Genomic DNA, 22,010 nt, shown 5'->3' with positions numbered 1-22,010 from the left:
TTAAGTTTTATATAGAACCGTCGTTCGAAAATGTGACTAATCTATAAAAGATTGGCCATAATCCATAGGTTCTAGCTTAAAATAGCTTGCAATCGACTGACCAATATCAGCAAAAGACTGACGACGACCTAATGAACCAGCGGCTAAACCTGCACCATAAGCTAATACAGGTACACGTTCACGAGTATGCTCAGTACCAACCCAAGTAGGATCGCAACCATGATCTGCGGTAAATACCACTAAATCATCTGGCTGTAAAATCGCAAATAATTCAGGTAAACGGGTATCGAAATATTCTAATGCTTTAGCATAACCTGCTGTATCACGACGGTGGCCATAATGAGAGTCAAAATCGACAAAGTTGGTAAACACTATGGTGTTATCGCCAGCACGTTTAATTTGCGTTAGCGTTTCATCAAATAACTCTTCAAGACCTGTCGCTTTAAACTGCTGAGTAATACCACTATGGGCATAAATATCAGCAATTTTACCAATACTGACCACTTCACCACCGGCGTCTTTAAGCTTATCTAATACGGTTGGCGCTGGTGGTAATACGGCATAATCATGGCGGTTACCGGTACGAGCAAAATCAGCTGCACCAGTCCCAACAAATGGGCGTGCAATAACACGTCCAATATTATACGGCTCTAACTCTTCACGGGTAATTTTACACAGCTTGTAGAGGTTTTCTAAACCGAAGCTTTCTTCATGACACGCAATTTGAAAAACAGAGTCTGCTGACGTGTAGAAAATAGGCATGCCCGTTTTCATGTGCTCTTCGCCTAACTCTTCAAGAATGGTAGTGCCCGAAGCATGGCAATTACCTAAGAACCCTTCTAGACCAGCACGTTTTAGAATTTTGTCGGTTAACTCTTTTGGGAATGAATTAGTTAAATCGCTAAAGTATCCCCACTCATACAATACAGGTACACCCGCCATTTCCCAGTGACCACTGGGCGTGTCCTTACCTGAACTTAACTCATCGGCATGGCCATAGGCACCAATCACTTCAACATCAGCGTTAAAGCCATCAGCAAACTTACCCGTGCTTTCAAAGCCTGCATGGCCTAGGCCTAATTTAGCCAAGTTAGGTAAAACTAGTGGTCCTTTGCGGCCTATATCTGCTTTACCTTCTGCACAGGCTTGAGCAATATGACCAAAAGTATCAGACCCAACATCACCAAACTTATCAGCATCGGTTGCAGCACCAAGACCAAATGAATCTAACATTAAGATAAAAGTACGTTTCATTGTGTTTTCCTTTATAAATCTGAAGCGCGAATATAGCGATAAATTTCAGGCGTCTTTTCTGGCGCACTATCGCCAATCACGATGGCCTGTTGAATTGCTGCCGCAGCTTCTGAAAATGCCTCTTCAGATTGCGCATGGATCATCGCTAACGGAACATCTTTGTTAACGGCTTGACCTAATGCACAAACTTGAGTTAATCCGACACTGTAATCAAGCGCATCGCCAGGCTTACGACGACCGCCGCCTAAAGTAACAACCGCTAAGCCAAGCTCTCTAGTATCCATTTTGTAAGCAAAACCACTAGTATTGGCATACACAGGACGAATAATTTTGGCATGGGGTAAATACTTATCATACGCCTCAACAAAGTCAGTTGGCCCACCTAAACCAGCAATCATTTTAGCAAAGGCTTCAGCTGCTTTACCATTATCTAATACAGTATTTAGTTTAATACGCGCTTCAACTTCATTTTGTGCAATACCGCCCAAAATCAGCATTTCAGCACATAAGCCCATAGTCACCGCATACAAACGTGGGTTGCGGTATTGACCAGTTAAGAACTGTATTGCTTCACGTACTTCAACAGCATTACCTGCACACGAAGCTAAGACTTGATTCATATCAGTTAATAATGCAGTGGTCTTAGTGCCCGCACCATTTGCAACAGCGGTAATACTGCGAGCTAGCTCTTCAGATGCTTCGTAAGTTGGCATAAATGCGCCACTACCCACTTTGACATCCATAGCCAGTGCATCGAGTCCTGCGGCCAATTTTTTAGATAAAATTGATGCAGTGATCAGCGAAATAGACTCAACAGTAGCTGTGTTATCACGGATGGAATAAAAACGTTTATCGGCGGGTACTAAATCACCCGTTTGGCCAATAATCGCTACGCCAGCATCTTTAACAACTTTGCGGAACAATTCGCTAGATGGCTCAGTTTGGTAACCAGGAATCGCATCAAACTTGTCTAATGTCCCCCCGGTATGGCCTAAACCACGCCCGGAAATCATGGGCACATAACCGCCGCAAGCTGCCGCCATAGGGCCAAGCATTAAACTAATAACATCGCCAACGCCGCCAGTACTGTGCTTGTCAATAATAGGACCGTTTAGTCCTAATGAGTCCCAATTTAACACTGTGCCTGAATCACGCATTGCAATCGTTAATGCAATACGCTCGTCCATGTTCATATCTTTAAAGTAAACTGCCATGCCAAAGGCGGCAATCTGGCCTTCTGATACCGTATTAGTTGTTATACCGTTAACAAAGAATTGAATTTCTGCGGTGGAAAGAACTTCACCATTACGTTTTTTGCGGATAATTTCTTGTGCGAGGAACATAATATAGCCTCCATCTAGGCAATCCACAGGCTGCTAGATTTGGATCGCCAAAAATATCTATAGCTATAGGTTTATTAACACTAAAGGCAATAAACCTTAGCTATAACATTGATTTAAATTAGTAACCTTGAGTCGGTGCTGGTGCGTCAGCAAGCTCTAAAGTATGTAATAAGCTCGTCAACAGGCTTGATGCACCAAAACGGAAAGTACTTGGGCTGATCCAGTCTTCACCTAAAATACGGGCCGCAACAGCTAAAAACTCTGCTGTTTTAGCTGCATCTTTTACGCCACCGGCGGGCTTAAACCCAATTTTACGGTTCTTTTCGCTGATCACGGTTAGCATAATTTCAGCCGCTTCTAGCGTGGCATTAACCGGCACTTTACCGGTAGAGGTTTTAATAAAGTCAGCACCTGCATCAATTGATAGCTCTGATGCTTTGCGAATTAATGCGGGATCTTTAAGCTCACCCGATTCAATAATGACTTTAAGAATAGCATCATCACCACAGGCTTCTTTACAGGCTTTAACTAGCTCAAAACCGACGGTTTCATCCCCTGCCATTAATGCGCGATATGGAAATACCACATCGACTTCATCAGCACCGTAAGCAACTGCTGCGCGAGTTTCTAATACTGCAATTGCAATATCATCGTTACCATGTGGGAAGTTAGTCACTGTCGCGATTTTAATGTCTTCACAATCAAGATCATTCAAGGTTTTACGTGCAATAGGAATAAAGCGAGGATAAATACAAATTGCAGCGGTATTACCTGCAGCAGTTTTGGCCTTATGACATAAGTCGATAACTTTTTGATCAGTATCATCATCATTTAACGTGGTTAAATCCATTAATGAGATACCAAGTTGCGCAGCTTTTTTTAAATCAGTCATGTTTGTTCTCCATAAAGAAAAATCAGTAGATAATTTTTGTCAGGGCAACAAAGTAAAGTGGCATATGATCATAGCTAACTAGAATATAGCTAAACAGATTACAGCTTATATGATTACAGCTATGGCCGAGTCTTCACGTGTTGCCAGTAAACTAATATGATTTACTAACCTAAGTATTCAATCTGATAACGAGTACCACGACTTGAATCCTTGAAGACCGGAAAAGGCAAAATAAATTAATGACTTATTTTATCATTTTCCGCGAAAAATCCATTTTAGCGCGTTGTGCTTAATGCTTAATTAACGGCATTTTTAATAATGCATTTAATTAAGTATTAACTTTTAAAAACTATAGAGGAGCCACAAATTTTGTGGCTCCAATGTCTTACAAAGTATTAGAACTTGTAAGTAGCTGTTAGGTAGTGACCCCAACCAGTTGTATCTAAGCCAACAATACCTGCGCCGTCTTCAAGAAGGTATACATCTTTGTAACCTTTAAGACCATAGCCTAAAGCATAGTTGTCTGAATGCCAGTGAATACCGAAATATGCAGCACCACCGCTAGAGCTCATAGGAACAAACTCATTACCATACTCGTCATCAGCACCAAATTGATAATCAACATAACCTTGGAAAGCTATGAAGCTTTTGTTATCAAAGAATTTGAAAGGCTTAAACCAGTTAGCAGAGAACTGGTAACCATTCCAATCTTTACCGTTCATGTCATAGTGTGCGTATAAGTTCATGCCAGTTTTACCTAACCATGGAACCATAACATCAGCACCGATACCCCAGAAAGATGCGTTTACATCTTCACCGACAACTCCACCACCCCAGTTAAATAGAGTAGAGAAGTAGACCTCTTGAACTGGACCAAAAGAAAGGTCTTTACCAGTAATAGCATCTAGTGAGAAACGTGGATTGAACTTCATGAACATTTTGCTAGCGCCTGAACCAGTCGCTTTATCACCTGAGTCACCAGTCGCTAAGTTGAAAACATCAACATAACCGTATAGGTCAACAACGCCAGCACGGCCGCCGAATTCCATTTCTAGATAATCGTGACCACTTTCGCCAGTGCTTGGTAGCTCATCAAAAGAGTACATAGCATTGAACTGCATCCAGCTGTAATCGCCAGAACGAATATCTTCACCACGGTCAGCAGCTAGTGCAGGTGCAGCCATTGCTGCCATAGTTGTTGCTGCTAAAGCTAAAGTTTTAAAGTTTTTCATCATCAACCCCATTTATCATAATTTGCCGCCTTCTAGGACAGCTTTTGTTTTAAGCTTTCGTATTTTACCGCTATTGTTGTAAATCACAATATTTAACCGGTAAAAAACGAATACTAAATTTTTTTGTGAACAATGTCGCGACTTACTCACAACATCACACTAACAGTTACTTTTGTGTCGCATTCGAAAATGAATGATTTTGCGGTGTTAATATGAAAATATACACCTTTCACTCATTACCACTTCGCTATCTGGAAACCGGTGGATTAACGCCAATCATTATGATTATGTAATCTTAAATACAGGGCTTTACTCACTAAAGTAGGTAAAGCCCTTGTAGTAAAAGAATATCTTTTACTACAGTGCTAGGAATAAACCAGCAAGTGTTGCACTCATTAAGTTAGCTAATGATGCAGCGATAACTGCACGTACGCCTAACTTAGCTAAGTCATGGCGACGAGTAGGAGCCATAGCACCTAAACCACCTAGCAAAATCGCAATTGACGATAGGTTAGCAAAACCACACAGTGCGAAAGAAATAATCGCTTTAGTACGGTCTGTCATTGCTTGACCTGTAGCTTCAACCAAGATGCCACCATCAGCAATATCTTTAAGATAAGGAGCAAAATTCAAGTAAGCCACAAATTCGTTAACAACGATTTTTTGACCAATGAACGAACCAGCAACCATAGCCTCAGACCAAGGCACACCGATAAGGAATGCTAACGGCATAAAGATGTAACCAAGGATCAGTTCTAGTGATAAACCTTCGAAACCGAACCAGCCACCGATACCACCAAGCATGCCGTTAACCATTGCAATTAGACCAACGAAGGCTAAAAGCATTGCACCAACGTTAAGTGCTAAGTGCATACCTGAAGCGGCACCTGATGCAGCTGCATCAATAACGTTTGCTGGCTTATCAGTATCTTCTGGTAAGTCAGTCATGTCATTATTGGTTGCTTCCGTTTCTGGGTGCATTAGTTTAGCCATCATTAAGCCACCAGGAGCCGCCATAAATGATGCTGCTACTAAGTACTCAATTTTCACGCCCATACCAGCATAACCAGCAAGTACCGCACCAGCGATAGAGGCTAAGCCGCCTACCATGATTGCGAATAACTCAGAGTTAGTCATTGTTGGAATGAAAGGACGTACAACTAAAGGCGCTTCAGTTTGACCAACAAAGATGTTTGCTGTAGCAGACATAGACTCTGTGCGGCTTGTACCAAGTGCTTTTTGTAATCCACCACCGATGAACTTAATTACTATCTGCATAATGCCTAGATAGTAAAGAACAGCGATTAAAGAAGAGAAAAAGATAATAACAGGTAATACGCGAACGGCGAATACGAAGCCTACGCCATTACCAAACATAGCGTCAGTACCTAAACCGCCAAATAGAAAGTTGATACCTGCTTGAGAATAACCAATTACATCAGCAACGGCAGTTGAAACACCACCTAATACTTGTTGACCAATTGGCACATATAATACGAAACCTGCAAAAAACGCTTGAATTGCTAAAGCGCCAAGCACGGTACGTACGTTAATAGCTTTTTTATTTGTAGATAGTAAGAAACCTATCACAAGTAGGGTGACCACCCCTACTAGACTCATAACTATATCCATTAAACATCACCCTTTTTAATTGTTAACACTTCTTATTAATGTTGTTAACTCACCTTATTTCCAAGACAGATTATAACCGAGCAATTGAGGAAAAGCGTCGTTTTGATCAAACTTTTAAAGTTTAGTTTCAGATATTTACGCAAGACAATTGTGGCAAACAGGCCTCGTTTCAAAAAAAGTAGCTAAAGCTCAAATAGTTGCAAAGAATTTCTATTAAGCTGTTCTAATATAGGAACAGTTGAAATTTGACGCAAAAAAGCTATTTTTTCAATAATCAACGGTAAAATGAGCGGTGTATTGCGTTTATCAAGCTGATTTTCGGGTGACATACTCGGTGAATCAGTCTCAATGACAAATAATTCTAAAGATAATTCTGCTACTACTTTATGCAGTTTTTTTGCCCTAGGGTTTAATATCAAGCCACCAATGCCTAATTTAAAACCTAATTTTTGGTACTGTTTTGCGACCTCAACGCTGCCATAAAAACCGTGTATAACGCCACCTTTTGTCAACGCAGCTTTTGTTAACAACTCAATTAACAAAGCATGGCATTTTACCGCATGCAGAATTACGGGAAGTTGGTACTTTTTTGCTAGCTGTAATTGCTGTTCACACAACGCTTGTTGTTGCTCAAATTCTGGACGTAATTTATCTAAGCCACACTCACCAATAGCAACAAATAATGGGTTAGTTTGATTTAGATAAATTTGATGCTCTAGCTCTTCAAGTGCAGTATCAATATTCTCAGGAAGATACCAGGGATGGATCCCTAGTGAGAAATAACATTGATATTGCTGAGCAACAGCCAGTTGCTTAAACCACAGTTCAGGACTCACGCCCGGTATAAGTATTTTAGTTATATTTTTGTTTCGCATGTGGTTGAATAATTCATCACGGTCATGATCAAATACTTCAAAATCAAGATGTGCGTGGGTATCAAATATAGGTAAGGACATAGAATCGACTCTAAAAACAGGCAATAAAAAAGGCAGTCACTACTGCCTTTTTAACATCAACTATAGCCTAGCCTAAAATAGATTAGTTTTCGCGTGTCTTCGCAAACTCTACTTCAGGATAGCGTTCCATTGATAAATTAAGGTTAACCCTTGTCGGCGCAATATAAGTTAAATTATCACCACCATCTAACGCAAGGTTTGGACTACATTTACGGCGGAACTCTTCAAGCTTTCGCTCATCTTTACAGTAAACCCAACGTGCTGTAGAAACACTAATACCTTCATAAATAGCTTCAACGTTATATTCACTCTTCAAACGTCCCACAACCACTTCAAACTGTAGCACACCAACCGCACCAACAATTAAGTCATTCGAGTCTATTGGTCTAAAGACTTGCACTGCACCTTCTTCAGAAAGCTGCACCAAACCTTTTAAAAGCTGCTTTTGTTTTAATGGGTCTTTTAAACGAATACGACGGAACATTTCCGGTGCAAAGTTAGGAATACCGGTAAATTTAAATTTTTCACCTTGGGTAAAAGTATCACCTATTTGAATCGTGCCATGATTATGCAAACCAATAATATCACCTGGGTAGGCTTCTTCAACTTGCTCGCGATCACCAGCAACAAAGGTTAATGCATCTGAAATCCGCACATCTTTGCCAATACGAACATGGTGCATTTTCATGCCCTTTTCATATTTACCTGACACCACGCGCATAAAAGCAACTCTGTCCCGATGCTTTGGATCCATATTAGCCTGAATTTTAAAGATAAAACCGCTAAAATTTTCATCTTTCGCGGTAATTTCACGCACTTCAGTATTGCGTGACTGAGGCTTTGGTGCCCACTCAAGCAAACCATCAAGCATATGATCGACGCCAAAATTACCTAGCGCAGTACCAAAGTATACTGGCGATAACTTGCCTTTTAAAAATGCATCTAAATCAAACTCATGTGATGCTCCGACAACTAACTCAAGCTCATCACGTAATTGATCTGCTAACTCACTGCCAATAGCTTCATCAAGCTCTGGATTATCAATCCCTTTTACAATACGCACTTCTTGGATCATGTGACCAAGGCCTGATTTATATAAAATAGCCTCTTCACGATGAATATGGTAAACACCTTTAAATGACTTACCACAACCAATTGGCCAAGTAATAGGCGCACAGGCAATTTTTAACTCTTCTTCCACTTCATCCATCACTTCCATAGGATCGCGAATATCACGGTCGCATTTATTCATGAAAGTGATAATGGGAGTATCGCGCAAGCGAGTCACTTCCATTAGCTTACGAGTACGATCCTCTACACCTTTAGCGGCATCGATAACCATAAGACAAGAGTCAACAGCGGTTAAGGTACGATAAGTATCTTCAGAGAAGTCTTCATGCCCTGGTGTATCAAGTAAATTGACTAAGCATTCTCTATAGGGGAACTGCATTACAGAGGTAGTGATAGAAATACCACGTTCTTGCTCCATCTCCATCCAGTCCGACTTAGCATGCTGCTTAGAGCCTCGGCCTTTAACCGTGCCTGCGACTTGAATTGCTTGACCGAATAACAATACTTTTTCAGTAATTGTTGTCTTACCCGCATCCGGGTGGGAAATGATGGCGAAGGTTCGACGTTTGTCGACCTCAACATTTATGCCTGACATGGTAACCTTTGCACTTGATACTAAAAAAGGCGCAAATTATAGCGCCTATCAGTAAGCTTGGCTAGGCAAAGCGCCTTTTAGGACTGAGGAGGCTGTTCGAGGATGTGTTTTATTTTAGCTAACTCGATACGCGCGTATCTATGTTCAACAAAATCATAAATATTAGTTGCTAGGGTGAGACGGTAATAATTTGCCGCTTCTTGGTACAGTCCTAACTCTTCTGCCCGTTTACCTAAATAAAAGTACGCTTCGCATAAACGCTCTGCATATTCTTTAGGTTGATTTAAACCCACTTTAGCGGCAGCAAATAATTGTTTCTTGGTTAATTTGCCTAAGTAGTAGTCGACTAATACACTTGACCAAGCTTTATCTTCAAGTTGCCCGCGCTGAGTACCTAACGTAACTAGTGCAGCCTTCGCATCAATTTGTGATGACATGAGGTATAGCCATAAAGAGCGATAACCATCATTTGGATCACGTTGATAGAAAGTCATCATATCTTTTACTGCAAGCTCGTAGCGTTCACCATAGAATAATGCGATGCCGCGATTAAGGTATGCATAGTCGTATTCTGGGGCGAGTTCTAATACGCCATCAAAAGCCTCATATGCACTTTCAAATTCACCTTCTTGGGTATAGTAAATACCTAAGAAGTTATAGGCATCAGCTAAATTTGGTTGTAGCTTAAGTGCCTGGTGGAAATCAATACGTCCGAGTAGGCGTAATCCAACACTGTCGTAAATAACACCGCGATCATAATGAAAACGTGCACGCTGATCGTTGGTCAGTTCCATACTAGCCAAAATTTCATTCAACTTGGCCAAAGTCACTTCTAATTTATAATCTGGCATAACTGGGGCGACAATAATTTGCCCTATCGCAACATCCCCATTTGAACCCGAAGTAGCAGCACAACCAGTAAGCAACAAGCTAACACCTGCCACCATGGCGACAAACGAGGTGCGTAATTTAAATTCCATCTACTTTACCTTTAATCAGGTTCATTAATAATCAGCATGATAACAACCTAGCGGGGTTAGTGCTATTTGCTATTTGATTTAATTGTCAAAAAACTAAAAAAAAGGAGACCAATTGGCCTCCCTTTCATCACACTCAATTTTTACACTTAAAATAGTCGCTTATTCAGCAGCTTCTTTAGTTTGTGCTTCTTTAATTGATAAACGTACGCGACCTTGACGATCCACTTCCATCACCTTAACAGCAACTTCTTGGTTCATTTCTAAGTGATCTGATACATTTGCTACGCGCTCATCACTGATTTGCGAAATATGCACTAAGCCATCTTTACCAGGAAGGATGTTAATAAATGCACCGAAATCAACGATACGAATCACTTTACCATTATAAATACGACCAACTTCAACTTCAGCGGTAATTTCTTCTATACGACGAATAGCTTCTTTAGTTGCCTCGCCATTATTAGAAGCAATCTTGACTGTACCGTTGTCATCTAACTCGATAGTTGTACCCGTTTCTTCAGTCAGTGCACGAATAGTTGCACCACCTTTACCGATAACATCACGGATTTTTTCAGGATTGATCTTGATAGTCGTGATACGTGGAGCATGATCAGAGATATCATCACGATGAGAACCAATTGCTTGATCCATTACGTTAAGAATATGAACACGTGCACCGTATGCTTGTTGCAGTGCAATATCCATGATCTCTTTAGTGATACCTTCAATCTTGATATCCATCTGCAATGCAGTAATACCATCACGGGTACCAGCCACTTTAAAGTCCATGTCACCTAAGTGATCTTCATCACCTAAAATGTCAGAAAGTACAACAAAATCGTCGCCTTCTTTAACTAGACCCATCGCAATACCGGCAACAGATGCTTTGATTGGTACACCAGCATCCATTAATGCTAATGAAGTACCACATACTGAAGCCATAGAGCTTGAACCATTAGATTCAGTAATTTCAGATACTACGCGAACGCTGTACGGAAATTCTTCAGCTGAAGGCATAACAGCCTTCATACCGCGCCATGCTAATTTACCATGACCGATTTCGCGACGCTTAGGTGAACCAACCATACCAGTTTCACCAACACAGTACGGAGGGAAGTTATAGTGCAGCATAAAACGATTAGTACGTTCGCCCATGATGCTATCAATTTTCTGTGCGTCACGCTCTGTACCTAAAGTACATGTCACTAACGCCTGAGTTTCACCACGGGTAAACAGTGAGCTACCATGAGTACGTGGAAGAACACCTGCTAATACACTTAATGCGCGGATCATGTCAGGTTCACGACCATCGATACGTGGCTTGCCACTGATAATACGGCCGCGAACAACTTTCTTTTCAAGGCTGGCAAGTAGATTATCTACTTCCCGTAAATCAACATCGCTATTTTGAGCTGTTAATGCAGCTTTAGCCGCTGATTTAACTACGCCAACTTGTGCATAGCGATCTTGCTTAACTTCAATTTGATAAGCTTCTGTCAAACCCGCTTCAGCAAGTTCTTTGATTTTTGCAACTAAATCTTGATCTTGAACTGGTGCAGTCCAATCCCATGTTGGCTTGCCTGCTTCAGCTTTAAATTCGCTAATCGCATTGACAACTACTTGTTGTTGATCGTGACCATAAGTCACGGCACCTAGCATAATTTCCTCAGCAAGCGATTTCGCTTCTGACTCAACCATTAACACAGCGCTTTGCGTACCCGCTACAACCAAATTAAGGTCGCTAGTCGCTAGCTGATCAACACTTGGATTAAGCACATATTCACCGTTGATATAACCAACGCGAGCAGCACCTAAAGGACCACTAAATGGAATACCAGAAATAGCTAATGCTGCGGAAGTACCAATCATTGATACAATGTCTGGCTCAATCTGTGGGTCAACAGAAACCACAGTAATGATAACTTGAACTTCGTTTTTAAAACCGTTAGGGAATAAAGGACGAATTGGACGGTCGATAAGACGGGCAATCAGAGTTTCATCTTCTGACGGACGACCTTCACGCTTGAAGAAACCACCAGGGATTTTACCCGCAGCATAGGTTTTTTCTTGATAGTTAACAGTTAGTGGGAAAAAATCGCGGCTTAAATCAGCAACTTTTTTACCGACGACAGTAACTAACACTGTGGTATCGCCCATGCTTGCTAAAACAGCAGCATCAGCTTGACGTGCAATAACACCCGTTTCTAAGGTGACTGTATGTTGACCATACTCAAAACTCTTTACAATTGGATTCACGTGACCCATTCCTTAATTAATGACCTTTAAATTACCTGCGCAAGTATACTTCAAATAGAATCAATAGTTAAATAGACACTTCTTATCTAGGTATAAAAATTTACTCTTCATTCTAAAATACTTCCCTATTTACTGATAAATAAAGTACTTCAAACTTGGTAAATCATTTCATTATTTTTGCTAGCGTAAACTTAAATCACCGGTGTTAGACGCTAATCGCATAAATATGAGTGACAAGTAGCACTAATTTTACTACAGTTACTTTAGGGTAATGGATAGATTCTATTTAATGAATCAATTTGTTATCAATCACATAAAACGAATTTTTTGTCACAGAACTATTAAAATAATAGACAAAAACTAATAATAAAGACGAATAACATTACTGGTCTTATAAGACACGGAATTAATGATGACCTCAAGATTTAAATCACTGACTTGGAAACAAACTAATCTTGTCGTATTTACGGCGTTGTTTTTTGCAATCGCTGTATTTGTAGTTGAAATAGCCCTAGTTGTTGTTACGACTAAACAACAACTATCCAGCTCGCAGCAAGAACTGCTTAACTCTGTAGAGCAAACAACCACGAATGCCATCTGGGCATTAGATGATAAATTAGCTCAGCAAACCTTAGAGGGTATTATTAAAGTTGATAATGTGGGCTCTGCGGTGCTTGAGCTTGATGATGGGTCACTTTTTGTCAGTGTGGTGAATGAAGGTGAAGACTTTTCAGAAAATTACATTTTATTGAGTAACCGTTTATTTGGCGACCTAAAGGAAATATCACGCCCCTTATACCGCCCCTTCTATTTTGAAGGCAGTAAAAAGCAACAGCTAATTGGTAGTTTAACGATATTTTATGACACTCAAAAGTTAACGACGCATCTGTTTGACCAACTTCAGCTCAGCTTTATTGCAACATTGGCCCGTGCATTATTACTCACCTTGGTACTTACCGTTGTTTTCCATCGATTCTTAACTCAACCTATCGCGAGAATAAGTGAAGCCATAGATAAAATAGACCCTGATTCACCCGGTGAAAACTTATTACCAATTTCTAAAGCCCATAAGGATGATGAGTTAGGGTTAGTGGCCAGTAAATTTAATCAAATTTTACTGCAATTTAGCCAAACTCAAAATAAGCTTCGTAAAATGGCCACCCGAGATCCACTCACAGGATTACCCAATCGAACTTTATTACTAGAAACACTCAATGTAACTATTCAACGATCGCGTGTGCACAAACGCAACTTTGCACTGCTGTTTATCGATTTAGACCGCTTTAAAAATGTTAATGATTCGCTAGGCCATGCATTAGGTGATCAATTTCTAGCACGTATCGCCCGTATTCTGGAACGCGTTGTTGGTGATAAGGGTAGCGTTGCTCGTCTAGGTGGGGATGAATTTGTCGTATTAGCCGATGATATCCAAAGCCCAGATCAGGCGGCAGACTTTGTTGATAAACTGCTGATACAGCTTAACGCTCCGCTGCAGTTAAATGAACACACCATCCACCCAGCGGCCTCTATCGGCATTTCCATTTACCCTGATGATGGTGAGAGTGCAGAGGATTTAATACGCCATGCTGATATCGCCATGTACAGTGCTAAAGCGGCAGGTTCGAATCAATGGGCGTTTTTTAAAGAACAAATGACCGAGCGGGCAGCGGTAAGACTTCGTACCGAAGCCTCTTTGCACGATGCACTTAAAAACAATGAGTTCCTACTTCATTTTCAACCTAAATTCGACATTAACACAAATAAAGTTATTGGTTGTGAAGCATTAATTCGTTGGCAAAAAGATGGCAGACTCATCAGCCCAATGTCTTTCATCCCTGTAGCTGAAGAGACTGGTATTATTATTCCAATAGGTAGATGGGTCATTGAACAAAGCTGTAAAATACTGAGAGATTGGCAGAAAAAATACAATTATGCCGTTCCTATTGCCGTTAACGTCGCATCCCAGCAATTTGCCGACTCAAGTTTGGTGCCTGATATCAAACAACTTGCTTTACGCTATCAAATCCGTCCAGACTTACTTGAAATAGAAATCACCGAAACATCTTTGATGAATGATATAGAACAGGCAATAGCAAAACTGGAACAACTCAAATCCGCTGGTTTTGGTATTGCAGTTGACGATTTTGGTACTGGATACTCTTCGTTATCTTATTTACGCCATTTGCCTATAACCACGATGAAGATAGATCGCGCTTTTGTAAGCGATCTTCCGGTTGATAGTGCAATAGCATCAACTATTTTGATGCTAGGGCGCCAACTAAATTTATCAATTGTTGCTGAAGGAATTGAAAATGAGGAGCAACTTGACTGGCTTAGAGAAAATAACTGTCCTATTGGGCAAGGTTTTTTCTTCAGCAAGCCATTACCATTAGAAGAGTTCGAACAAAAGTATATTGCCTCTGAAAGCGCTAAAATATTACAACTTTAGAAATCATCAAATTTAAGACAATAAAAAAGGAGGCTAAGCCTCCTTTTTACGGTTTTGACTTACTAAAGTAAGCCAAAGTCGTATTAACGACGTAAACCTAACTTCTGGATCATAGCAGTATAACGAGCTACGTCAGTGCGCTTTAAATAAGCAGAAAGCTTACGGCGAGCACTTACCATACGTAACAAGCCACGACGTGAGTGGTGGTCGTGAATATGCGTTTTAAAGTGACCTTGAAGGTGGTTAATTTGAGCAGTTAATAAAGCAACCTGTACTTCAGTAGAACCAGAATCGTTTTCGCAACGACCGAAGTCTGCTAGAATTTTTGCTTTAGTTTCAGCACTTAGTGACATGTGTATCTCCAAAATATAATAAATAATCTTTAGCCGATCACTAACTCAGCTAAAGGAAGCGCGACATTCTACCGAGAATTAATGACTAGAGCAATATAAATAATTAGTTTGCCCAATTTAAGCAATAATAAACTTGCATCAACTTAAAGTATTATCTGATTCAGCTTCGCGAATAACAATGAGACGCTTAGGTGCGAGTAAACCATCATCATTCATAGACCCCACACCAACAAATTTATGCTCTTCACCAATGGTGATGCGCACTAATTCGTCGGGTTTTAATCCCGATGCCTGTATTGCTTGGCCTTGCATAACATAATACAACATATCTTCCGGTAAATTTATTTCTGCGAAATTAGCTACCGCAGTATCCATAGGCAGTAATAGTGAATCTAACGCTTCAAAAGGAGAAATCTCTTGCTCAGTCGCAGAATCAATCATCGCCGCTAACTGTTCTAAGGTTACCATCTTATCGTAAGGATAATTGGCAACTTGTGTACGACGCAACATAATAACATGCGCACCACAGCCTAATATTTCACCAAGATCATCAATAATAGTGCGAATGTAAGTTCCTTTGGAACAGTGAATATCAAGTGTTAGCTGGTCACCTTCTAGTCCCAAAAAGTTCAATTCAAAAACCGTAATCGGTCTTGCTTCGCGTGGGACTTCAATACCCTCTCGAGCATATTTATAAAGTGGCTTACCTTGATGCTTTAATGCAGAATACATTGAAGGCACTTGCATAGTATCACCACGAAAATGGGCTAATGCTTGTTGCAGTTGATCTTCAGTAAAATTAATGTCCCGCTCTTGAACCACTTCGCCATCTGAGTCGCTGGTATCTGTTCGCTGCCCTAGCTTAGCAATCACTGTATAGCGTTTATCAGCATCTAGAAGATGTTGAGAAAACTTGGTAGCTTCACCTAAACACACAGGTAGCATACCCGTTGCTAGAGGATCTAGCGCACCGGTATGTCCAGCTTTGTTGGCATTAAAAAAACGTTTTACTCGCTGAAGTGCATGATTAGAGCTAATGCCCGTGCCTTTATCGAGTAAAACGATGCCATCAATAAAACGACCTTTTTGACGACGCGCCATTAATCTTTCTCCTGGGTATCGTCTTGGTCAATCTCATCAACACGACCACTGTCTTGCTGCTTTTGCTTGTCTTTAGTGATGACCTGGCTAACTAGGTTAGACATGCGCATACCTTCGACTAATGAACTATCGTACATAAAACGCAGCTCAGGCATAACCCTAAGTTTCATGCGCCCTGCAATTAATGTACGGATATAAGGTGCAGCAGCGGTTAACGCCGCAATTTTTTCTTCAACTAACTTAATGTCTTCTTCGAAGAAAGTCACAAATACCCGCGCGTAACTTAAATCACGTGAAACTTCAACGTCATTAACTGTAACAAAACCGATACGAGGATCTTTCATATCACGTTGCAGCACCATAGCCAGCTCTTGTTGAAGCTGCTGAGCGATACGACGAGTACGACTAAATTCTTTTGCCATGACTATTAACCCACTTAAGCCATTAAATCAAAAAGGGCGGCTAATGCCGCCCTTTCACATGTTATAGCGTTCTAGCTACTTCGACGATTTCGAATACTTCGATTTGGTCGCCTACGCGAACATCGTTGTAATTCTTAACCCCGATACCACATTCCATGCCATTACGAACTTCAGTGGCATCATCTTTAAAGCGACGTAGAGACTCTAGCTCACCTTCGTAGATCACCACGTTGTCACGTAGTACACGAATTGGTGCACTGCGCTTAACAATACCTTCAGTAACCATACAGCCAGCAATTGCGCCTAACTTAGGAGACTTAAATACATCACGAACTTCAGCAAGACCAATGATCACTTGCTTGAACTCAGGCGCTAACATACCAGTCATTGCCGCTCTTACTTCATCAATTAAGTTGTAGATGATGCTGTAATAACGTAAATCAACACTTTCAGCTTCAATTGTCTTACGCGCCTGTGCATCAGCACGAACGTTGAAGCCAACCATAATAGCATTAGACGCTGCAGCTAACGTTGCGTCAGTTTCAGTAAGGGCACCAACGCCACGAGCAATAATGTTAACTTTAACTTCAGCTGTTGATAGACCTGTTAATGAATCACAAATCGCTTCCAGAGAACCCTGTACGTCCGCTTTAAGAACGATATTCAATTCCTGAACTTCACCTTCTTCCATGTTAGCAAACATGTTTTCAAGTTTAGACTTCTGCTGACGAGCAAGCTTAACATCGCGGAACTTGCCTTGACGATAAAGTGCAACTTCACGTGCTTTGCGTTCATCACGTACAACGGTAGCTTCATCACCCGCTGATGGCACACCAGAAAGACCTAAAATCTCAACTGGAATTGAAGGGCCGGCTTCAGTGATTGAATTACCATTCTCATCTTTCATTGCACGGATTTTTCCGTACTCTAAACCACATAGAACGATATCGCCTTGACGTAAAGTACCTTCTTGAACCAATACAGTTGCGACAGGTCCACGGCCTTTATCAAGCTTAGACTCAATGACTACACCTGCTGCCATTGTGTCACGAACGGCTTTAAGTTCTAATACTTCAGACTGAAGTAAAATACCTTCTAATAGATCATCAACGCCTTCACCAGTCTTAGCTGAAAGATTGACGAACATATTATCTCCACCCCAATCATCTGACATTACGCCATGTTGAGATAGCTCGCTTTTAACGCGTTCAGGATCCGCATCTGGCTTATCCATTTTGTTAATCGCAACGATTAATGGCACGTTACCGGCTTTAGCATGTTGGATAGCTTCGATTGTTTGTGGCATTACACCATCATCAGCAGCAACAACTAGAATAACGATATCAGTCGCTTTAGCACCACGGGCACGCATAGAGGTAAACGCAGCGTGACCAGGAGTATCTAAGAAAGTAATCATACCGTTCTCAGTTTCTACATGGTAAGCACCAATATGCTGGGTAATACCACCGGCTTCACCAGCTGCTACTTTAGCGCGACGGATATAATCAAGCAATGACGTTTTACCATGGTCAACGTGACCCATGATGGTCACAACTGGTGCACGTGTTTCTAACTTAACGTTATCATCACGGTCTTGCATTACTTGATGTTCTAGTTCGTTTTCACGAAGTAGAACCACTTTATGGCCCATTTCTTCTGCCACTAACTGCGCAGTTTCTTGGTCAAGTACTTGGTTAATGGTAACCATAGTACCCATTTTCATCATTTGCTTAATGATTTCAGTTGCTTTGACTGCCATCAAATGAGCTAATTCAGAAACTGTAACCGTTTCGCCAATACGCACATCACGAGTCACTGCGGCAACAGGCTTGTTAAAGCCATGAGCCATGGACTGTGGTGCTGTATTGCGACGCATATGTCTTTCACGACCGTCACGTGCATCTTTACCACCGCGTTTCTTACTGGTGTTTTTGTTGCGAGCACGACGACCACGTTTTTCATCATCCATATCAGAACTATCTTCAGCAGCTCGCGCTACTTTAGATGTCGTTACATGGTGATCACCATTTTTTTCAGCTTCTAGGCGTAGACGCTCTTCGTCAGCCCAGCGCTTAGAGTTTTCTTCAGCCAATTTACGCGCCTTTTCAGCAGCTTTGTCGGCTTCTTCAATTTGCTTTTGCGTCAGAACTTTCTCCTGAGTCGCTTTAATACGTTCAGCTTCTTCCTTTGCTGCTTGAGCTGCTGGGTCTAAAGGCTTATCAGCTTTAGGCTCAACTTTTGGTGCCTTGGCAGCTTTAGCTTTAGCTTCAGCGTCTTTAGCCATTTTAGCTTTTGCATCTGCATCTGCTTTAGCCTTTGCTTCAACTTTAGCTTTTTCATCTGCAGCCGCTTTAAGCTTAGCTTCTTCAGCTTTAGCTTGTTCTTCAGCAGCTAGTTTAGCTACATCGGCGTCATCACGTTTAACAAAAGTACGTTTTTTACGCACTTCAACTTTAACGTCTTTTGACTGACCACCAGAACCAGACACACTTAACGTAGATACGGTTTTACGTTGCAATGTCATTTTTGTTGGTGCAGATTCGCCACCATGTTGCTTCTTCAAAAAATCTAATAACTGCTGTTTCTCATTTTCAGAAACGGTGTCAGCTTTTGTCTTTGTAATGCCGGCTTCGTTAAATTGTTCAACTAAACGATCAACCGTTTTGCCCACTTCTTGAGCTAATTTTTCTAAACTTGTATCTGCCATCAAATAAATCCCCCTGTTGATCGACTTATGCTTCTTCGCCAAACCAACAGATATTGCGGGCTGCCATGATGAGCTCACCTGCTTTTTCTTCTGTCAATTCTTCTATTTCGATTAAATCATCGATACCTTGCTCAGCAAGGTCTTCTAATGTAACAACACCTTTACTTGCTAATACGAAGGCAAGATGTCTTTCTAAACCGTCAAGCGCTAATAAGTCTTCACTTGGATGTGCACCATCTAATGCTTCTTCTGAAGCTAATGCACGCGTAGAAATCGCTGCTTTGGCGCGTTCACGCAAAGAAGCCACGATATCTTCGTCAAATCCGTTAATATTAAGTAATTCTGCTTCTGGTACGTAAGCGATCTCTTCTAATGAAGTGAAACCTTCTTCCGCTAGAACTGTTGCAAAATCTTCGTCTACTTCTAAAGTAGCCATAAATAATTCAACCACTTTCGCGCTTTCCGCTTGGTGTTTCTTATTCATGTCTTCTACTGTCATTACGTTTAATTCCCAACCAGTAAGTTGAGTCGCTAAACGTACGTTTTGGCCGTTACGACCAATTGCTTGTGCCAGACTGTCAGCTTCAACGGCGATATCCATTGAATGGTTATCCTCGTCAACAATAATTGAAGCAACATCAGCTGGTGCCATCGCATTGATGACATATTGTGCTGGATTATCATCCCACAACACGATATCAACACGCTCACCACATAATTCATTCGATACAGCTTGAACACGTGCACCGCGCATACCAACACAAGCACCTATTGGATCTATGCGTTTATCGTTTGACTTTACGGCTATCTTAGCGCGGGCACCTGGCTCACGGGCAGCACCCATAACTTCAATCAACTCGTCATAAATTTCAGGCACTTCAACACGGAAAAGCTCAATGAGCATTTCAGGCTTACTGCGAGTTAAAAATAACTGCGCGCCACGTGCTTCTGGACGAACTGCATAAAGTAATGCACGAACGCGATCACCTGGGCGGAATGATTCACGGCTAATTAAGTCTTCTTTAAATATCACGCCATCAGCGTTATTACCTAAATCAACAACCACGTTTTCACGGGTGCTTTTCTTAACAACACCAGTAACAATCTCGCCTTCACGCTCAATAAACTGTTCAACAACTTGAGCACGCTCAGCTTCACGTACTTTTTGTACGATAACCTGTTTTGCGGTTTGAGTTGTTATACGGTCAAATACTACTGAATCGATCTCATCTTCGACATAATCGCCAGGTTGAAGATCAGGGTTCTCATAGCGTGCAGCTTCAAGGGTAATTTCGCTATATGGGTTTTCTAACGGCTCACCTTGATCATCGATAACCATCCAACGACGGAAAGTGTCGTAGTGTCCGGTTTTACGATCGATAGCAACACGAACTTCAATATCACCTTCGTATTTTTTCTTGGTTGCTGTTGCAAGGGCAGTTTCTAACGCTTCAAAAATTTTCTCACGCGGAACCGCTTTCTCATTTGAAACCGCTTCTGCTACTAGCAGGATCTCTTTATTCATTTGGTCTAGCCTCGTTCTTCACCTGAAACTATTAAAATTTTGCGATGATGTTGCCTTTGCGGATATTATCCAAAGCAACAACCAAGTCTTTTCCATCTACTGTTATTGTGAGCATTTGCCCGTCAACTTTAGCAATGGCGCCTTTTAAATTTCGACTACCCGCTACCGGCATAGTCAATTGTACTTTTGCATCTTCGCCTACATAGGCTGCATATTGTTGAGCAGTAAATAAAGGTCTATCTACACCCGGAGAAGATACTTCAAGGGTAAATTCTGTAGAAATAGGGTCTTCAACATCAAGTACCGCACCCACTTGTCGGCTCACTTCGGCACAGTTTTCAATATGGATGCCATTTTCATGATCAATAAATATGCGTACTATCGAGTGTTTACCAGCTTGGACATACTCAATGCCCCAAAGCTTAAAACCAAGTGCTTCAACTGGTACCGTTAACATGTCTACCAGTCTTGATTCTAATGTTGCCAAAAATGACCCCCAAAAAACAAAAAAAGGGCAAAAGCCCCTGTATAATCCGCCTTAAAATCACGGAAAATCAAAAGTCCATATAACAAAAAACCCCGTAAATACGAGGCTATTTTGCTATAGAACCTGTATCTGTTATCGAAATATCCAATAACAGGGAGCTGGTTGCGGGAGCCGGATTTGAACCGACGACCTTCGGGTTATGAGCCCGACGAGCTACCAAACTGCTCCATCCCGCGTCAACTGCATGCAAGTATATTGACTTACGTCTAATCTTGCAATAACTATTCAGTAATACAAGGCTAACTGAACAATTTTTAACTGGTGCCGAGAGCGGGACTTGAACCCGCACGTCCGTTAAGACACAGCCACCTCAAGGCTGCGCGTCTACCAATTCCACCACCTCGGCTAATTTGGTACTTTAATCAGGGATTTTATCTTCTGATTGTTGTTCTACTACTGGCGCTTCATCAATGATTTGCTCAGTGGCTGGACCTATATCGCTCCAATTATCTTCAGCTTTACTGTGATTGGCACTAAGATTGCCAATTACTAAGCTTAAAGCGAAAAATGCGATAGCTAAAACTGCTGTGCTGCGAGTCAGAAAGTTACCTGAACCGCTAGAACCAAATAACGTACCAGACGCTCCGGCTCCAAATGATGCGCCCATATCGGCGCCTTTACCTTGCTGAATAAGAATCAAACCTACTAGGCCAATTGCTACCACCATGTAAACAACTATAAGTACTTCGTACATA

17 protein-coding genes and 2 tRNA genes are annotated in these 22,010 nt (G+C 41.3%); 1 reads left to right on the top strand and 18 read right to left on the bottom strand.

Annotation, left to right across the window (positions count from 1 at the left end; all coding sequences use genetic code 11):
* Window positions 1–36: 36 nt before the first annotated feature.
* From ACRWQM_RS04325 to pnp, 9 genes are all read right to left on the bottom strand, one after another.
* A complete protein-coding gene (locus ACRWQM_RS04325; protein WP_434926879.1) occupies window positions 37–1,254 on the bottom strand; it encodes a phosphopentomutase in 1,218 nt (405 codons plus the stop codon).
* Between the two features lie 11 nt (window positions 1,255–1,265).
* Window positions 1,266–2,597 (bottom strand): thymidine phosphorylase, encoded by a 1,332-nt coding sequence (deoA, locus tag ACRWQM_RS04320; RefSeq protein ID WP_434931370.1) that lies wholly within the window; start codon window positions 2,595–2,597, stop codon window positions 1,266–1,268.
* Between the two features lie 118 nt (window positions 2,598–2,715).
* Window positions 2,716–3,489: a deoxyribose-phosphate aldolase gene (gene deoC, locus ACRWQM_RS04315; protein ID WP_434926881.1), complete on the bottom strand. Its 774-nt coding sequence runs from the start codon at window positions 3,487–3,489 to the stop codon at window positions 2,716–2,718.
* Window positions 3,490–3,884: 395 nt separating this feature from the next.
* A complete protein-coding gene (locus ACRWQM_RS04310; protein ID WP_434926882.1) occupies window positions 3,885–4,721 on the bottom strand; it encodes an outer membrane protein OmpK in 837 nt (278 codons plus the stop codon).
* 357 nt (window positions 4,722–5,078) lie between these two features.
* On the bottom strand, window positions 5,079–6,353 hold the full coding sequence (locus tag ACRWQM_RS04305) for a NupC/NupG family nucleoside CNT transporter (RefSeq protein WP_226413934.1): 1,275 nt from the start codon (window positions 6,351–6,353) through the stop codon (window positions 5,079–5,081).
* 182 nt (window positions 6,354–6,535) lie between these two features.
* Window positions 6,536–7,297 (bottom strand): TatD family hydrolase, encoded by a 762-nt coding sequence (locus tag ACRWQM_RS04300; protein ID WP_434931976.1) that lies wholly within the window; start codon window positions 7,295–7,297, stop codon window positions 6,536–6,538.
* Between the two features lie 94 nt (window positions 7,298–7,391).
* Entirely contained in the window at window positions 7,392–8,975 is a 1,584-nt protein-coding gene (gene prfC / locus ACRWQM_RS04295; protein ID WP_434931369.1) for a peptide chain release factor 3, read from the bottom strand.
* Window positions 8,976–9,052: 77 nt separating this feature from the next.
* The gene (gene nlpI, locus ACRWQM_RS04290; RefSeq protein WP_434931368.1) at window positions 9,053–9,955 is read right to left on the bottom strand and encodes a lipoprotein NlpI; all 903 of its coding nucleotides are present in this window, start codon (window positions 9,953–9,955) and stop codon (window positions 9,053–9,055) included.
* A gap of 159 nt (window positions 9,956–10,114) precedes the next feature.
* The gene (pnp, locus tag ACRWQM_RS04285) at window positions 10,115–12,211 is read right to left on the bottom strand and encodes a polyribonucleotide nucleotidyltransferase (protein ID WP_434926886.1); all 2,097 of its coding nucleotides are present in this window, start codon (window positions 12,209–12,211) and stop codon (window positions 10,115–10,117) included.
* Between the two features lie 412 nt (window positions 12,212–12,623).
* Between pnp and ACRWQM_RS04280 the strand changes: the two genes are divergently transcribed.
* Window positions 12,624–14,660 (top strand): putative bifunctional diguanylate cyclase/phosphodiesterase, encoded by a 2,037-nt coding sequence (locus ACRWQM_RS04280; protein WP_434926887.1) that lies wholly within the window; start codon window positions 12,624–12,626, stop codon window positions 14,658–14,660.
* 83 nt (window positions 14,661–14,743) lie between these two features.
* Here the strand turns inward: ACRWQM_RS04280 and rpsO are convergent, their stop codons facing one another.
* From rpsO to secG, 9 genes are all read right to left on the bottom strand, one after another.
* Window positions 14,744–15,013: a 30S ribosomal protein S15 gene (gene rpsO, locus ACRWQM_RS04275; protein WP_235088586.1), complete on the bottom strand. Its 270-nt coding sequence runs from the start codon at window positions 15,011–15,013 to the stop codon at window positions 14,744–14,746.
* A gap of 138 nt (window positions 15,014–15,151) precedes the next feature.
* The gene (truB, locus tag ACRWQM_RS04270) at window positions 15,152–16,114 is read right to left on the bottom strand and encodes a tRNA pseudouridine(55) synthase TruB (RefSeq protein WP_434931367.1); all 963 of its coding nucleotides are present in this window, start codon (window positions 16,112–16,114) and stop codon (window positions 15,152–15,154) included.
* A complete protein-coding gene (rbfA, locus tag ACRWQM_RS04265) occupies window positions 16,114–16,536 on the bottom strand; it encodes a 30S ribosome-binding factor RbfA (RefSeq protein ID WP_226413920.1) in 423 nt (140 codons plus the stop codon). Before rbfA ends, truB begins: the two co-directional genes overlap by 1 nt.
* Window positions 16,537–16,597: 61 nt before the next feature.
* On the bottom strand, window positions 16,598–19,243 hold the full coding sequence (gene infB / locus ACRWQM_RS04260; protein ID WP_434931366.1) for a translation initiation factor IF-2: 2,646 nt from the start codon (window positions 19,241–19,243) through the stop codon (window positions 16,598–16,600).
* Between the two features lie 25 nt (window positions 19,244–19,268).
* The gene (gene nusA / locus ACRWQM_RS04255) at window positions 19,269–20,768 is read right to left on the bottom strand and encodes a transcription termination factor NusA (RefSeq protein WP_434926890.1); all 1,500 of its coding nucleotides are present in this window, start codon (window positions 20,766–20,768) and stop codon (window positions 19,269–19,271) included.
* A gap of 31 nt (window positions 20,769–20,799) precedes the next feature.
* Window positions 20,800–21,255, bottom strand: a complete 456-nt coding sequence (rimP, locus tag ACRWQM_RS04250) for a ribosome maturation factor RimP (protein ID WP_226413914.1) — start codon at window positions 21,253–21,255, stop codon at window positions 20,800–20,802.
* 159 nt (window positions 21,256–21,414) lie between these two features.
* Window positions 21,415–21,491, bottom strand: a tRNA-Met gene (locus ACRWQM_RS04245).
* 83 nt (window positions 21,492–21,574) lie between these two features.
* A tRNA-Leu gene (locus ACRWQM_RS04240) sits at window positions 21,575–21,661 on the bottom strand.
* A 12-nt stretch (window positions 21,662–21,673) separates the two neighbouring features.
* Window positions 21,674–22,009 carry a preprotein translocase subunit SecG gene (gene secG / locus ACRWQM_RS04235; RefSeq protein ID WP_226413912.1) on the bottom strand — a complete coding sequence of 112 codons (336 nt, stop codon included), beginning with the start codon at window positions 22,007–22,009 and terminating at the stop codon, window positions 21,674–21,676.
* Window position 22,010 lies beyond the last annotated feature (1 nt).

Source organism: Shewanella sp. HL-SH5 (assembly GCF_051163755.1).
GTDB classification, from domain to species: domain Bacteria; phylum Pseudomonadota; class Gammaproteobacteria; order Enterobacterales; family Shewanellaceae; genus Shewanella; species Shewanella glacialimarina.
Note: the sequence above shows the minus strand (reverse complement) of the source record. Positions and strands in the feature narration are given on the sequence as shown.